The 14,313-nt window shown below is 66.2% G+C and carries 12 protein-coding genes; 5 read left to right on the top strand and 7 right to left on the bottom strand.

The features are described 5' to 3' along the window. Positions 1–123 precede the first annotated feature (123 nt). The 3 genes from clpS to phaC all read right to left on the bottom strand — a co-directional run bounded on the left by clpS (position 124) and on the right by phaC (position 3,242). Positions 124–456, bottom strand: a complete 333-nt coding sequence (clpS, locus tag QZ814_RS09625) for an ATP-dependent Clp protease adapter ClpS (protein ID WP_064310916.1) — start codon at positions 454–456, stop codon at positions 124–126. A 167-nt stretch (positions 457–623) separates the two neighbouring features. Then, the gene (phaP, locus tag QZ814_RS09620) at positions 624–1,385 is read right to left on the bottom strand and encodes a TIGR01841 family phasin (protein ID WP_294331379.1); all 762 of its coding nucleotides are present in this window, start codon (positions 1,383–1,385) and stop codon (positions 624–626) included. A 120-nt stretch (positions 1,386–1,505) separates the two neighbouring features. Continuing rightward, the gene (gene phaC, locus QZ814_RS09615; RefSeq protein WP_294331377.1) at positions 1,506–3,242 is read right to left on the bottom strand and encodes a class I poly(R)-hydroxyalkanoic acid synthase; all 1,737 of its coding nucleotides are present in this window, start codon (positions 3,240–3,242) and stop codon (positions 1,506–1,508) included. A 130-nt stretch (positions 3,243–3,372) separates the two neighbouring features. Here phaC and QZ814_RS09610 point away from each other — a divergent pair, with 130 nt between their 5' ends. Both QZ814_RS09610 and QZ814_RS09605 read left to right on the top strand, forming a co-directional pair. Further along, on the top strand, positions 3,373–4,581 hold the full coding sequence (locus QZ814_RS09610) for an LL-diaminopimelate aminotransferase (RefSeq protein WP_294331375.1): 1,209 nt from the start codon (positions 3,373–3,375) through the stop codon (positions 4,579–4,581). 313 nt (positions 4,582–4,894) lie between these two features. Further along, positions 4,895–5,314: a thioesterase family protein gene (locus tag QZ814_RS09605; protein WP_294331373.1), complete on the top strand. Its 420-nt coding sequence runs from the start codon at positions 4,895–4,897 to the stop codon at positions 5,312–5,314. On the opposite strand, the gene QZ814_RS09600 is transcribed toward QZ814_RS09605, so the two are convergent. Continuing rightward, the gene (locus tag QZ814_RS09600; protein ID WP_294331370.1) at positions 5,311–5,613 is read right to left on the bottom strand and encodes a hypothetical protein; all 303 of its coding nucleotides are present in this window, start codon (positions 5,611–5,613) and stop codon (positions 5,311–5,313) included. The genes QZ814_RS09605 and QZ814_RS09600 overlap by 4 nt on opposite strands. Positions 5,614–5,691: 78 nt before the next feature. Next, positions 5,692–6,141: a helix-turn-helix domain-containing protein gene (locus QZ814_RS09595; protein ID WP_294331365.1), complete on the bottom strand. Its 450-nt coding sequence runs from the start codon at positions 6,139–6,141 to the stop codon at positions 5,692–5,694. 167 nt (positions 6,142–6,308) lie between these two features. Here QZ814_RS09595 and QZ814_RS09590 point away from each other — a divergent pair, with 167 nt between their 5' ends. Together QZ814_RS09590 and QZ814_RS09585 are read left to right on the top strand one after the other, a co-directional pair. Then, positions 6,309–8,396 carry a bifunctional (p)ppGpp synthetase/guanosine-3',5'-bis(diphosphate) 3'-pyrophosphohydrolase gene (locus tag QZ814_RS09590; RefSeq protein WP_294331362.1) on the top strand — a complete coding sequence of 696 codons (2,088 nt, stop codon included), beginning with the start codon at positions 6,309–6,311 and terminating at the stop codon, positions 8,394–8,396. Between the two features lie 204 nt (positions 8,397–8,600). Next, positions 8,601–10,406, top strand: coding sequence for a DUF885 family protein (locus QZ814_RS09585; RefSeq protein ID WP_294331359.1), 1,806 nt, complete (start codon positions 8,601–8,603; stop codon positions 10,404–10,406). A 147-nt stretch (positions 10,407–10,553) separates the two neighbouring features. On the opposite strand, the gene QZ814_RS09580 is transcribed toward QZ814_RS09585, so the two are convergent. Next, entirely contained in the window at positions 10,554–11,579 is a 1,026-nt protein-coding gene (locus QZ814_RS09580; RefSeq protein ID WP_294331357.1) for a glycosyltransferase family 2 protein, read from the bottom strand. A gap of 184 nt (positions 11,580–11,763) precedes the next feature. Between QZ814_RS09580 and QZ814_RS09575 the strand changes: the two genes are divergently transcribed. Next, positions 11,764–12,864: an acyltransferase gene (locus tag QZ814_RS09575; RefSeq protein ID WP_294331354.1), complete on the top strand. Its 1,101-nt coding sequence runs from the start codon at positions 11,764–11,766 to the stop codon at positions 12,862–12,864. Positions 12,865–12,873: 9 nt separating this feature from the next. On the opposite strand, the gene QZ814_RS09570 is transcribed toward QZ814_RS09575, so the two are convergent. Then, complete coding sequence (locus tag QZ814_RS09570; protein WP_294331352.1) at positions 12,874–14,190, bottom strand: Nramp family divalent metal transporter; 1,317 nt, start codon at positions 14,188–14,190, stop codon at positions 12,874–12,876. Between the last annotated feature and the right edge of the window lie 123 nt (positions 14,191–14,313).

The following is a 14,313-nucleotide window of genomic DNA, read 5'->3' as shown; positions in this document are numbered from 1 at the left end:
TCCTTTGCCATTGCGCATCGTTCAGTTCGTACCGCTTCACCGCCATCACTTGCTCCGCGTCTCAACACGAATGCCTATGAATCAGCGATCAGCTCGTTTGGGAATCCCGAATGTCGATCCGCACTAGGCCTTTTCCAGCGTGCACTGCAGCGGGTGCTGGTTCTGCCGGGCGAAGTCGATCACCTGCGAGACCTTGGTCTCGGCGACTTCGTAGCTGAACACCCCGCACACGCCCACGCCGCGCTGGTGCACGTGGAGCATCACTTGCGTCGCTTCCTCGATGTTCATCCGGAAGAAGCGCTGGAGGACGAGCACGACGAACTCCATCGGCGTGTAATCGTCGTTGAGCATCAGCACACGGTACGGCGTCGGCTTCTTGGTGCGCGTGCGGGTGCGCGTCGCGATGCCGACGGCATTGTCGTTGCCGCGATCATCCTGGTCGCCGTCCTCGGCCATCCGAATCTCAACTGTACGAAGCTCGACCATAGGCGTCGCAAAATATGTCGCACTGCCCCCAAGGGCAAGGCGTCGCGCAGACCGTCCTGCATTTTGTGGATGTGAAAAGGGGCGATCGCCGCAGCGACCGCCCCCATTTACGTTCCATCGCTGGTCGGCAAGGCCGATCAGGCGTTGGTCTTCACCTTCTCAACCGCAACCGCGAAGCGGTTCGAGATCGGCTGGGCGGCATCGCCGGCCAGCTTGATATAGGCTTCGGTGTGCTTCGAAGCTTCGGCGACGTAGGAGTCGAACGCGCTACGCAGATAGTCGCTCTGCAGCTTGAAGAAGTCGGTCGGCGACTTGACCGACGAGAGGTTCTTCAGCGCGGCGGTCGCGCTCTCGAACGAGCGGCGGCTGTAGTCGGCAGCTTCCTGGCCAAGCGTTTCGAAGCCCTTGGCAGCGATACGGCCGGATTCGACCAGCGCTTCGATGTTGCCCTTGGCGAACTCGTTGGCTTCTTCGACCAGCTTGGTCGACTTCTCGACAGCGGCCTTGGTGCGCTCGTTCAGGTCGGCGAACACGGTGTGCGCGTGGGCAGTGGTATTCTCGAACTGGGTAGCCATGATGGTCGTTTCCTTCGCGGTGCTGGTGGTGACCGCCGGCGCGACGGTCTCTGTGGCTTCGATCACGTCCTCGGCAACGGCCTGAGCCGCTTCCACCGGGGCTGCGATCGCGTCTTCGACGTGGGTTTTCACTTCTTCCTGCGTTGCAGCGGCGTCGACAGGCCCCGGCACCAGCGCCGCGGCCGGGACGATCGTCTCGGCTGCGGGGGGTACGGGCACCGGCTCCGCCGCGGCAGCTTCGGCCAGAATCGCGGGCCGCGTAGCGCCGCGTGCCGCCGTTTTGGCGGCGGGTTTGGCCGTCGTCTTCGGTCCTTTGATGGCCATATGACTAGCTTTCCCTGCCTATTGCTGCACCGCAGCATATAGCGACGTGGCGCCGGATTTGCAAGGCGCTATTGTGCAGTGCACAAAAAGTCACAAAGGTCGAAAATTTCTAGTGATTTGTCACCGCGTTCTTACATATTCGCCCGGTGCTTCCGCAATTGCACAAAGGTTTCCACCTCCTGGGACACGCGCACCGTTTACCGCGACTTTTGCACTGTTGATCGCAGCCACCCAGTCCAGCCAGTCGGGCCACCAGCTTCCGACATGTTCCACCGCCGTTTCGATAAAGGATTCGAGCGAATCGGAGGGCTCGGAATTGGTCCAGTATTGGTATTTCTTCGCAGCGGGCGGGTTGACCACGCCAGCAATATGGCCGGAGCCGGCCAGCACGAACTTGTGCGGGCCGCGGAAATGCTCGGTCAACTTCCACACACTGCGCGGCGGTGCGATATGATCTTCGCGGCCGGCCTGGATATAAACGGGCGTTTCTACCTTCGACAGGTCGATGGGGGTCCCCCCGATGCTGAGCGCGCCCGGCACGATCAGCTTGTTGTCGCGGTACAGGTCGGTCAGGTAGCTGAGGTGCCAGGTCGCCGGCAGGTTGGTTACGTCCGAGTTCCAGTGGAGCAGGTCGAACGGTGCATATTCCTGGCCCATCAGATAGTTGTTGGTGACGTAGTTCCAGATCAGGTCGCGCCCGCGCAGCAGGTTGAAGGTCGCAGCCATGTAGCGACCGTCGAGGAACCCCTCGGCGCTGAGGCTGCGGATCATCGCCAGCTGGTCGTCATCGACGAAGACGCGGAGGTCGCCCGCTTCGGTGAAGTCGACCTGGGCGGTGAAGAACGTCGCGCTCTTCACCTTCTCGGCCTGACCCCGCGCGGCCAGCACCGCCAGCGTTGCCGCGAGCGTCGTGCCCGCCACGCAATAACCGATGGTGTGGACGCTCTCGACGCCGAGCAGGTCGCGCACCGTATCGATCGCATCGATCTGGCCGCGCTCGACATAATCGTCCCACACCACGTCCTTCATCGTCGCATCGGCCGAGCGCCACGAAACGACGAACACGGTAATCCCCTGCTCCACCGCCCAGCGGATGAAGCTTTTCTCCGGCGTCAGGTCCAGGATGTAGAAGCGGTTGATCCAGGGCGGGAAGATGATCAGCGGGGTTTCCAGCACCGTGTCCGTCGTCGGCGAATACTGGATCAGCTCGTAGAGCGGCGTGCGCTTCACCACCTTGCCCGGCGTCATGGCGAGGTTGCGGCCCAGCTCGAACGCGCCCGCGGCGGTCTGCGTCATCTGGCCCTTGGCCATGTCCTGCAGCATGTGCTGCAGGCCCTTCAGCAGGCTTTCGCCCTTGGTCTCGACGATCTTCTCGATCACCTGGGGGTTGGTCGCCGGGAAGTTGGTCGGGCTGATCGCGTCGATGAAGCCCTTGGTGGCGAAGCGGATCTGGTCCCGCTGGCGTTCGTCGACATGCTCCAGCGCCTCGACCTGCTTGAGCATATGGTCGGCGATGACGAAATAGCTCTGTCGCAGGAAGTCGAAGACCGGCTCCTCGCGCCACTGCGGCGCCTTGAAGCGCTTGTCGCGCGCCTGCTCGGGCGATTCGACAAAGGGCTCGGCATTGGCGGGATCGAGGAAGCGCTGCCAAAGCTGCATCGTGTCCGCCCAGAATTCGGCACTCGCCCGCATTGCCGGGGTGGGATCGAGCAGCATGCCGAAGGGCGGCGCAGACGGCACATGCTCCATCAGGTCCAGCCCATGCTCCAGCATCATCTGCTGGGCCCGGCCGAGCACCCAGGTCCAGTGCTGCAGGTCCTCCAGACGGGGCAGGGTCGGCGTGAGCGTATCGGCCATTCGGTCCTCTCCTTCGCCCCGGCTTAGCGCAGGCGGAGCAATGCGTCATTCCCGGATGCGCTTTTATGGCGTAGAACGCGCGCACGACACAATTTTGTGTCGCGTGTCAAAACCCTTGAAAGTCGAGGAAATGTCCGAAGAATTCTACCGCATCAAGCGCTTGCCCCCCTATGTTATCGCGGAAGTGAACGCGATGCGGGCAGCGGCGCGCGCGGGCGGAGAGGACATTATCGACCTCGGCATGGGCAATCCCGACCTGCCGCCGCCCGACCATGTGATCGAGAAATTGTGCGAGGTCGCCCGCAAGCCGGACGCGCATGGCTATTCGCAGTCCAAGGGCATTCCGGGCCTGCGCCGCGCCCAGGCGAACTATTATGCCCGCCGCTTCGGCGTGGACCTCGACCCCGAGACCGAGGTCGTGGTGACGATGGGTTCGAAGGAAGGCCTTGCCAGCCTCGCTACGGCGATCACCGCGCCGGGCGACGTCGTGCTGGCGCCGAACCCCAGCTACCCGATCCACACCTTCGGCTTCATCATCGCCGGCGCCACGATTCGCGCGGTGCCGACGACGCCGGACGACGCCTATTTCGAGAGCCTCGAGCGCGCGATGAACTTCACCGTGCCGCGCCCGTCGATCCTGGTCGTCAACTATCCGTCGAACCCGACGGCCGAGACGGTGGACCTCGCCTTTTACGAGCGCCTCGTTGCATGGGCGCGCGAGAACAAGGTGTGGATCCTCTCCGACCTCGCCTATTCGGAGCTCTATTTCGACGGCCAGCCGACGCCCTCGATCCTGCAGGTGAAGGGCGCCAAGGACGTCGCGATCGAGTTCACCTCGCTCAGCAAGACCTATTCGATGGCCGGTTGGCGGATGGGCTTCGCAGTGGGCAACAAGCAGTTGATCGCGGCGATGACGCGGGTGAAGTCGTATCTCGATTACGGCGCGTTCACGCCGATCCAGGCGGCGGCCTGCGCCGCGCTCAACGGCCCGCAGGACATCGTCGAGAAGAACCGCCAGCTCTACCACAAGCGCCGCGACGTGATGGTGGAGGCCTTCGCCCGCGCCGGCTGGGAAATCCCCTCCCCGCGCGCCTCGATGTTCGCCTGGGCACCGCTGCCGCCGGCACTCGCCCATCTCGGCAGCCTGGAATTTTCGAAGCAGCTGCTCACCCACGCCAAGGTCGCGGTGGCGCCGGGTGTCGGGTACGGCGAGAATGGCGAGGGCTTCGTCCGAATCGCGATGGTGGAGAACGAGCAGCGCCTCCGCCAGGCCGCCCGCAACGTGCGCAAGTATCTCCAGTCGATGGGCGTCAACACGCCGGCGGCGAACGCAGGGTGATCGCGGCGAAACGGCGGTTCTGCTAGACTGCCACTGCAAATGACATGGGTGTCCCATGATGCGAGCCCCCGCTGCTGCAACGGCGGGGGCTATTTTTCTGCCCTCCCGAAAAAACCGATCGTCATTCCCGCGAAGGCGGGAATCCATTGGGGCTGACGCTGCGGTTCCAGCCGCGAACGCACCGGCAAATGGATCCCCGCCTACGCGGGGATGACGACGGGTATGTGGATGAAGCGGCCCTCCAGAAACGGCACGCCCGCATGCGCACCCCGCACTTGCGAACCGCGCCTCGCTCGGGGCAAAGCCCGCCGCCATGCCCCGCCCCGGTTTTCCCTTCTCCACCCGCTTCCGCGTCCGCTATTCCGAAATCGACGGGCAGAAGATCGTCTTCAACTCGCGCTATCTCGAATATGCCGATGTCGGGCTCACCGAATTCTGGCGCTGGGCGGATCTCGCGAAGCTCGGGCCGATCTGGACGGAAGCCGAATTCAACGTCGTCCGCGCGCAGGTCGACTACAAGCGGGCCTTCCGGTTCGACGATCTGGTTGAAGCCTTTGTCCGTGTCGAGCGCGTCGGCAGCTCGAGCATGACGATGCGGATCGACCTCTGCCATGCGGAAACGGGCGACCTGCACGCCGAGGTCGAAATGGTCAGCGTCCATGTCGATCTTGGGGAACGCCGCTCCAAGCCGATCCCGGACGCGGTGCGCGCCGCGCTGCTCGCGATCGGCTAGACGACGACGTCGGCGAAGGCGCCGCCCTGCGCGCGACCGAGCTTGCGCTTCATCTCGTCCTCGATTTCCTGACGGAACGCCGCCTGCTTCTCGGGCGGCAGCGCCTCGAACTGATCCTGGCTGAGGCTGTGCCGCTTGAGCACCGCCTCCTTGGTGCGCTCGGCCGGGCTCTTCTTTGCCTCGCGCAGGAACGCTTCCGCCGTCTCGTCGACGGCGCCGCTGGCGGAGCCATGCACGGAGGACGTCGCCGTCACCCCACGCGCGCCACCGATGCTCACTGCCGAAACGCCGAACGTCATGTCGAAACCCCTGCTGCACGCCCTTGTGCACAGGGGCATTATAGAAGCGTTTACACCTTGGCGGGCCAAAGCGCCCACTTACTCCGCCGCGCGGGCTTCCTCGATCTCTTCCGGCAGCGCCCAGAGCAGATCGCCCTTGCCCAGCACGCGGCCGTCCTGCGCCTGCACCGTCACCGGCGCGATCGGCTTGCGGTCGCGCGCGTCGACCAGGATCGGCGAGGCGGGCACGCCGGTCTCCCAGCGCTCACCCCATTGGCGCAGCGCCACCATGGTGGGGAGCAGCGCGTGGCCCTTGTCGGTCAGCCGGTACTCCACCTTGCGACGATCGTCGGCACAGGGGCGGCGCGCGAGGATGCCATGCTCCACCAGCCGCGCCAGCCGGTTGGCGAGGATGTTGCGGGCAATGCCCAATTCGCTCTGGAAGTCCTCGAAATGGCGGATGCCGTTGAACGCACCGCGCAGGATCAGGAACGACCAGCGCTCGCCCATCGCCTCCAGCGCTGCCGGCAGGCTGCATTCCCGCGCCATCGCTCGCAGCGTTTCTCGAACGGCTCCACCCATGGCGGATACCGTATCGCAAAAACCGAGGGCGGGAAACCGCGCGCAGTCGCCCGCTGGCCACAGTGGCACAAGGAAGCGGGGTGCAACCGTCAAATTGGTTGCAAAAACCGCGCCGCTCACGCCATCTAGGCGCTGTGCTGCGTCAGTATGAACTTGTAGACCGGGTCCTCTCCTACGACCCCGAAGCCGATGAGGCATTGCTCAACCGGGCCTATGTCTTCTCGGTCAATGCCCATGGCTCGCAGAAGCGCGCCTCGGGGGACCCCTATTTCAGCCACCCGATCGAGGTGGCGGGCATCCTGACCGACCTGCACCTCGACGACGAGACGATCGCCACCGCGATCCTCCACGATACGATCGAGGATACGGTGGCGACGCCGGAGGAGATCCAGCGGCTGTTCGGGCCGAACGTTGCCCGCATGGTCGACGGCGTCACCAAGCTCTCCAAGATCGAAGCGCAGACCGAAAGCGAGCGCGCGGCGGAAAATCTGCGCAAGTTCCTGCTGGCGATGTCCGACGACATCCGCGTGCTGCTGGTGAAGCTGGCCGACCGGCTCCACAACATGCGCACGCTCCATTTCATCAAGAAGGAGGAGAAGCGCCGCCGCATCGCCCGCGAGACGATGGACATCTATGCCCCGCTCGCCGAGCGGATCGGCATGTACGAGTTCATGAAGGAGATGCAGACGCTCGCCTTCCGCCAGCTCGAACCCGAAGCCTATGAATCGATCACCCGGCGGCTGGACAGCTTCCGGATCGAAGGCGAGGACCGGGTGCTCAAGATCGCCTCGGGCCTGAAGCTGCTGCTCGGCCGGGGCGGCATCGATGCCGAGGTGACGGGGCGCGAGAAGCACCCCTATTCGATCTGGAAGAAGATGTCCGAGCGCCATGTCAGCCTCGAACAGCTTTCCGACATCATGGCGTTCCGCGCGATCGTCGATACCGAGGAGGAGTGCTACCGCGCGCTGGGCGTGATCCACCGCCGCTGGCCGATGGTGCCCGGGCGCTTCAAGGACTATATCTCGACGCCGAAGCGCAACGGCTATCGTTCGCTCCACACCACGATCATGCATGCGGGCGACACCCGCATCGAGATCCAGATCCGTACCCGCGACATGCACGCCCAGGCCGAATTCGGCCTCGCCGCGCACTGGGCCTACAAGCAGAGCTCGGTCCGGCCCGACACCCAGGTCAGCTGGATCCGCGACCTGATCGAGATCCTCGAACATGCCGAGAGCCCGGAAGAGCTGCTCGAGCATACCCGCATGGCGATGTACCAGGATCGCATCTTCGCCTTCACCCCCAAGGGCGAGTTGATCCAGCTGCCCAAGGGCGCGACGCCGATCGACTTCGCCTATGCCGTCCACACCGATCTCGGCGACCAGGCGGTGGGCGCCAAGGTCAACGGCAAGGTGGTGCCGCTGCGCACCGAGATCGAGCAGGGCGACCAGGTGCAGATCCTCCGCTCCAAGGCGCAGGAGCCGCAGCCCAACTGGCTCAACTTCGCGATTACCGGCAAGGCGCGCGCGGCGATCCGCCGGCACCTGCGCCACAAGGAGCGCGACGAGACGATGCGGCTCGGCCGCAAGCTCTACGAGGACATCATCGCCCGCCTGCCCGCCCCCCCGGGCGACGGCGCGCTGGCCAATGCCCTCAAGCGACTGAAGCTCGCCGACGAGGAAGCGCTGATGGAGGCGATCGCGCGCCGCTCGCTGACCGACGGGCAGGTGATGGAAGCGGTGATGCCGGGCTCGGCCAGCGGCGAGGACGACCAGCTGCCGCCGCAGCATCACGCGATCGACATCAAGGGCCTGACGCCAGGCGTGGCGTTCAGCTTCGCCGAGGATTGCCGCCCGGTGCCGGGCGACCGCATTCTCGGCGTCCGCCGGCCCGATCAGCCGATCGTCGTCCACCGCATCGATTGCCCGAGCCTCGCCAATGTCGAGGAAGCCGACTGGGTCGATCTCACCTGGGGCGACAAGGCCGATGGCGGCGTCGCCGAGATCGCGGTGACGCTGAAGAACGAGCCCGGCGCGCTGGGCACGGTCGCGACGCTGATCGGCCAGCACAAGGCGAACATCCTCGGCCTCCGCATGGATAATCGCGACACGACCTTCCACACCAACACCATCGATCTGGAAGTCCGCAACGCCGCGCATCTGATGAAGCTGCTCGCGGCACTGCGCGCGGCAGATGCGGTGAGTTCGGCCGAGCGGGCGTGACTTAGAGCCTATCCTCCCCCGCCAGGGGGAGGTGGCGCCGAAGGCGTCGGAGGGGGAGGATGCCAGAACGGAAGCCGTCGTGCTTCCTCCCCCTCCGTCAGGCTGCGCCTGCCACCTCCCCCTGGCGGGGGAGGATAGACGCTGGACCTTGCGCCGATCCGCGCTACCCTCCCCCTCATCCAGACATATCGGAGGGGGAACACCGTGGATCGTCGACACTTCCTCGCATCGTCGAGCACCGCCGCGCTTGCCGCGCTGATTCCGGCGACCGCGCGCGCTGCAGTAGCCGGCACGCGCGATGCCGAGATCAACGCCGTCTACAACCAGATCGTCGCCGAGCGCATCCAGCGCGCGCCCGAATTCGCTACCTCGCTCGGCTTCGACAAGGGCCCCAACGCCGCGCTCAAGCACAGACTGAGCGACGGCAGCCCCGCCGCCAAGGCGCGCACCCTCGCCGATACCAAGGCGGCGATCGCGAAAATCGAGGCATTCGACCCCGCCACCCTGTCCGAAGGCGCGCGGCTGGACCGCGAGGTCGTACTCTACTCGCTGCGTAGCGGGACGGTGGCGCAGGACAGGTTCCAGATCGATTCGGTCGGCCGCCCCTTCCCGATCTTCCAGCAGGGCGGCGCCTATTTCTCGATGCCGGATTTCCTCAACACCAGCCACACGATCGCGACGCAGGACGATGCCGAGGCCTATCTCGATCGCCTCGATGCGCTCGGCCGGGTGCTCGATCAGGATACGGCGGACCAGAAGGATGCGGCGACGCGCGGGCTGGTCGCCCCCGGCTTCTGCCTGGAGCTGACCCTCGCCCAGATGGCCAAGCTGCGCCAGGTCGATCCGGCGGCGAACACGCTCACCCAGTCGCTGGTCAAGCGCGCCGCCGCCAAGGGCCTTGCCGGCGACTGGCAGGGGCGCGCCGCCAGGATCGTCGGCGAGAAGGTCTATCCGGCGCTCGATCGCCAGATCGCGCTGATCGAGCAGCTGCACGCCAAGGGCCGCACCTCGGCCGGCCTGTGGGACGTGCCGCGCGGCCAGGAAATCTACGCCGCTGCGCTGGAGCAATGGACCACCACCCGCTTCACGCCGGACCAGGTCCACAAGATGGGGCTGGAGCAGGTCGCCGAGATCAGCGCGACGCTGGACGGGCTGCTGAAGCAGCAGGGGCTGACCCAGGGCAGCGTCGGCGAGCGGCTGACGGCGCTCAACGCGCGGCCCGACCAGCTCTACCCGGACACGGCGGAGGGCCGCACCGCGCTGATCGCCGGGCTCAACGCCGGCGTGCAGGAGGTCTCGGCACTACTGCCCAAGGCGTTCCTCAACCCCGCCAAGGCGCCGCTCGAGATCCGCGCGGTGCCGGTGGAGATCCAGGACGGCGCCTCGAACGGCTATTACACGCGCGCCGCGCTCGATGGCTCGCGCCCGGCGATCTACTGGATCAACCTCAAGACGGTGGGCGACTGGCCGAAATATTCGCTGCCCTCGCTCACCTTCCACGAAGGGCTGCCGGGGCACCATCTCCAGATCAGCACCGCCCAGGCGGCGGAAGGCCCGCTGATCCGCAAGTTCGGCTTCTTCAGCGCCTATTCCGAAGGCTGGGCGCTCTATGCCGAGCAGCTGGCGGACGAGATCGGCGCCTATCATGGGCCCCTGGAGCGCGCCGGCTACCTCCAGTCCTTCCTGTTCCGCGCGGCGCGGCTGGTGGTCGATACCGGCATCCACACCAAGCAGTGGAGCCGCGACCAGGCGACCGACTATCTCGTCGCCACCACCGGCTTCCCCCGCGCCCGCTCGCAGCGCGAGATCGAGCGCTATTGCACCCAGCCAGGCCAGGCCTGCGCCTACAAGCTGGGCCACATCGCCTGGACCCGGGCGCGGGCGAGCGCGCAGAAGATCGCCGGGCCGACGTTCGACCTGAAGCAGTTCCACGAAGTCATCCGCCTCGGCGCGATGCCGCTGACCATGCTCGAACGGCTGGTGGAGGAACGCGCCAGGGCGATGGCGTAACGGCGAAAAATCCTCCCCTGCAAGGGGAGGTGGCGCGCGCAGCGTGACGGAGGGGGGGCGACGCTGGTGCGATAGCACGCGTCTTCAGCGTGCACATCCCTCCACCACCGCCTGCGGCGGCGGTCCCCCTCCTCTCCGGGGGAGGATTTATTCGGCGGCGTCGTTGTGGCGGGCTTGGGGGGATACGCTGATCGCACCCGAATCCTGGTGGCGATAGCCGAGCGAGGCATGGCCCTGCACCGGCCCGGCCACATCGGCGATCAGATACAGCGGCCGCCGCTTCGATTCGACGTAGAGCCGCCCGAGATATTCGCCGATCATCCCCAGCACGAACATCTGCACCGCGCCGAGCACCACCACGACGAGCATCGTCGAGGTCCAGCCCTGCACCGCGCGGCCGAGCAGCCAGGCGACGAGGATGTAGAGCACCAGCAGCGCCGAGGCGGCGGTCAGCAGCAGGCCGACATGGCTGGCGAAGCGCAGGGGCGCCGTCGAGAAGCCGGTGATCGCGTCGAGCGCGAAGCGGATCATCTTGCCGAGCGGATATTTGGTCTCGCCGGCGTGGCGCTCGTGCCGGTCGTAGACGAAGGGCACCTGGCGGAAGCCGATCCAGGCGACCATGCCGCGGATGAAGCGCGCCTGCTCGGGCAGCGACAGCAGCGCATCGAGCGCGCGCCGGCTCATCAGGCGGAAGTCGCCGGTGTCGAGCGGGATCGGCGTGTCGGTGATGCGATCGAGCATCCGGTAGAAGATCGCCGCGGTCGCCTTCTTGAACAGGCTCTCGCCCTCGCGCTTGCGGCGGACGGCATAGACCACGTCGGCGCCCTGCGCGGCCATGGTGGCGCGCATCTCGGTCAGCAGCTCGGGTGGATCCTGGAGATCGGCATCGATGATCAGGATCTGCTCGCCGGCGCACAGGTCGAGCCCGGCGGTGAGCGCGAGCTGGTGGCCGTGGTTGCGCGACAGGTTGATCGCGACGAGGTGCGGATCGGCGGCGGACAGGCGCTGCATCACCTCCCAGCTGCGGTCGCGCGACCCGTCGTTGACGAAGACGATCTCGTAATCCTCGCCCACCGCGTCGCGCGCGGCAGCGCTGACGCGGGCGTGGAGCATGTCTAGGCATGCTTCTTCGTTGTAGCAGGGGACGACGACGGAAAGCTGGGGACGTTTCATGATCGCCGGTCTGTAGCGATCTGCGGGCACGTCGTCACCGGGGAACTCGCGGACGCCGGAACCGTTCGCGGCGGGGCGCGATGGTGCAAGGTCCCGCGCAGGGCACGGACCGTCGCTCCCGGGGCATGTCCAACCCAGGGCAGCTATGCTAGGGGCGGCCAATACAAGTCATCTGGGGATGGGCGTGCGCACCGATACGCGTTTCAAGGAAATCGACGGGCTGCGCGGAATTGCCGCCACGCTGGTGATGATCGCCCATTGGGGCGAAGTTTCGGTTCGGCATCAGGTCCCCGCGCCGCTGCAGCATGCCGCGCATGCGACGCTGGTCGAGTATTTCAGCCCGGGCCGGATGGCCGTGGTCGCGTTCTTCTGCATCAGCGGCTTCGTCATCCCGTTCAGCTTTCGGGGCCGATATCCGCTGCTGTCCTTCCCGATCAGCCGCGTGTTCCGGCTGTACCCCGCCTTCTGGCTCGCAGTGTTGGCCGGCGCGGCGGTCGGCTACATCACCGGCGACGACATCGTTTCACCCGCCCGATTGCTGGTGAATCTGACGATGCTGCACCTGCTCGTCGGCGTCGGATCGATCATCGGGGTCGATTGGACGCTGCTGATCGAATGGGTGTTCTACGGGGTCTGCTACCTGATGTTCGCGGCGGCGATTCTCGGACGGCCGCGCTACCAGTTCGCGGCGATGCTGACGTTCCTGGGAATCGCGCTCGCGGCGGGCGCATGGCGCTGGGTCCATCCGTCCAGCGGCCTGCCGCTCGGCATTCCCACCTATCTCGCCGCGATGCATTTCGGCACGCTGGCGCGCATGCACCTGCTGGATCGCACGGTGGTGTCGCGCAACCAGTATCTGGCCGCGATCGGCTGCCTGGTGGGCGGCGTGCTGCTCGCCTATTTCCTGGCCTATTGGAAGGCGGAGAACGAGCAGCTCGGCTATTGGGCATCGAATACCGGCTATTTCGCCGGGATCGCGATCTTCCTGCTGTGCATCCACTTGCAGCTGTTTACCGGGCGGGTGACGGTGTTCCTCGGGCGGATCAGCTATTCCGTATATCTGCTGCACCCGGTCGCGGTGGTGCTGCTGATGTCGACCTGGGACTGGTTCTCGGGCTGGGAAGCGGCCTATGCCGTCCTCACCCCGCTCTATTTCCTCGGCGTTCTCGGCGCGGCGACGCTGATGTTCGAGCTGGTCGAGCGGCCGATGGTTCGCCTTGGCCGTAAGCTCGACGACACCGTCACCACTGCCGTCGCGGCACGCCGCCCGGCGGCCGGGGTCTGATCGCAACGCTCAGGCGAACAGCGCGGCGACCAACCACAGGTTCGCCGCGGTGATCGCCGCGAACAGCAGCCAGCCAAGCGCCTGCAGCCATCCCGGGCTGGCATAGCGACCCATCAGGCGGCGGTCGGCGGTAAGCAGCAGCAGCGGCGCCATTGCGAACGGCAGCCCTGCGGACAGCACCACCTGGGTCAGCACCAGCAGCCTGCCCACCGCGTGATCGCCGAGCACCACCACCCCCACCAGCGCCGGCACCAGCGCGAGACCACGCGTGATCAGCCGGCGCACCCAGCAGGGGATCTTGAGGTCGAGGAACCCCTCCAGGATCACCTGGCCGGCGATCGTGCCGGTGAAGGTCGCACTCTGGCCCGACGCCAGTAGCGCAATGCCGAACAACGGCGCGGCAATCGCGGCGCCGGTTGCGGGCACGAGCAGGCGATAGGCATCCTCGATCTCGTGCACACCGGTATTGCCATTGGCGTGGAAGGCCGAGGCCGCGACGATCAGGATCGCGGCGTTGACGAAGGTGGCGGCCAGCAACGCCGCGATGATGTCGATCTGGGCATAGCGCACCGCCTCGCGCTTGGCGGCGTCGTCCGTCCCGGAGACGCGCGTCTGCACCACCGAGCTGTGCAGGTAGAGATTGTGCGGCATCACCGTCGCGCCGAGGATGCCGATCGCAAGATAGAGCGCGTGGGGATCCGCCAGCCGGGCCGGATCCGGTACCATCCCAGCCAGCACCGCCGCCCCCTCGGGCTGCGACAGGAAGAGCTGGACGACGAAGCAGGCCGCAACCGTGCCGACGAGCCCCAGCATGATCGCTTCCATCTGCCGGAACCCCTGCCCCTTGAGGCTCAGCACGATCACCACGTCGAGCGCGGTGATCAGCACGCCGATCCATAGCGGAATGCCGAGCAGCAGCTGGAAGGCGAGTGCGCTGCCCAGCACTTCGGCCACGTCGGTGGCGATGATCGCGAGTTCGGCGAACACCCACAGCGTCCTGGCAACGGCGGGCGAGTAGCGATCGCGCACCAGTCGAGCGAGGTCGCGCCCCGTGGCGATGCCGAGCCGGGCGCAGAGCGACTGGAGCAGCATCGCCGCCGCGCTCGACGCGAGGATCACGAACAGCAGGCCATAGCCATAGCGCGAGCCCGCCTCGATGTCGGTCGCCCAATTGCCGGGATCGATATAGCCCACCGACACCAGCAGTCCCGGCCCCATGTAGCGCAGCAGCTTGGCGAGCGGCGGCAGGCCGGCCGGCACCGTCACGGTGCCGCGCACCTCGGAAGGGCAAAAGGGCGCGGTGGCAGTGCGGGGCAGGCGGAACATGGCGGGCTCGCGGACACGGGAAAGGCAACCGTCCTTGTGGCGGCCTGTTCCTGCCGCGGCAACCTTGCCACGCGAGCAGATCGTTACGGGCGGGGTTTGACGGGACCGCAATAAACGATATAG

The organism is uncultured Sphingomonas sp., from assembly GCF_913777625.1.
GTDB lineage: Bacteria > Pseudomonadota > Alphaproteobacteria > Sphingomonadales > Sphingomonadaceae > Sphingomonas.
This window is presented reverse-complemented; position numbering and strand designations above follow the sequence as displayed.

What these genes read in the sequence shown, in the direction of transcription:
- clpS (WP_064310916.1), bottom strand. Translation starts at nt 456, where the DNA reads ATGGCCGAGGACGGCGACCAGGATGATCGCGGCAACGACAATGCCGTC.
- QZ814_RS09605 (WP_294331373.1), top strand. Translation starts at nt 4,895, where the DNA reads ATGCCCCGCCCCGGTTTTCCCTTCTCCACCCGCTTCCGCGTCCGCTAT.
- QZ814_RS09570 (WP_294331352.1), bottom strand. Translation starts at nt 14,190, where the DNA reads ATGTTCCGCCTGCCCCGCACTGCCACCGCGCCCTTTTGCCCTTCCGAG.
- QZ814_RS09610 (WP_294331375.1), top strand. Translation starts at nt 3,373, where the DNA reads ATGTCCGAAGAATTCTACCGCATCAAGCGCTTGCCCCCCTATGTTATC.
- QZ814_RS09580 (WP_294331357.1), bottom strand. Translation starts at nt 11,579, where the DNA reads ATGAAACGTCCCCAGCTTTCCGTCGTCGTCCCCTGCTACAACGAAGAA.
- QZ814_RS09600 (WP_294331370.1), bottom strand. Translation starts at nt 5,613, where the DNA reads ATGACGTTCGGCGTTTCGGCAGTGAGCATCGGTGGCGCGCGTGGGGTG.
- phaP (WP_294331379.1), bottom strand. Translation starts at nt 1,385, where the DNA reads ATGGCCATCAAAGGACCGAAGACGACGGCCAAACCCGCCGCCAAAACG.
- QZ814_RS09595 (WP_294331365.1), bottom strand. Translation starts at nt 6,141, where the DNA reads ATGGCGCGGGAATGCAGCCTGCCGGCAGCGCTGGAGGCGATGGGCGAG.
- phaC (WP_294331377.1), bottom strand. Translation starts at nt 3,242, where the DNA reads ATGGCCGATACGCTCACGCCGACCCTGCCCCGTCTGGAGGACCTGCAG.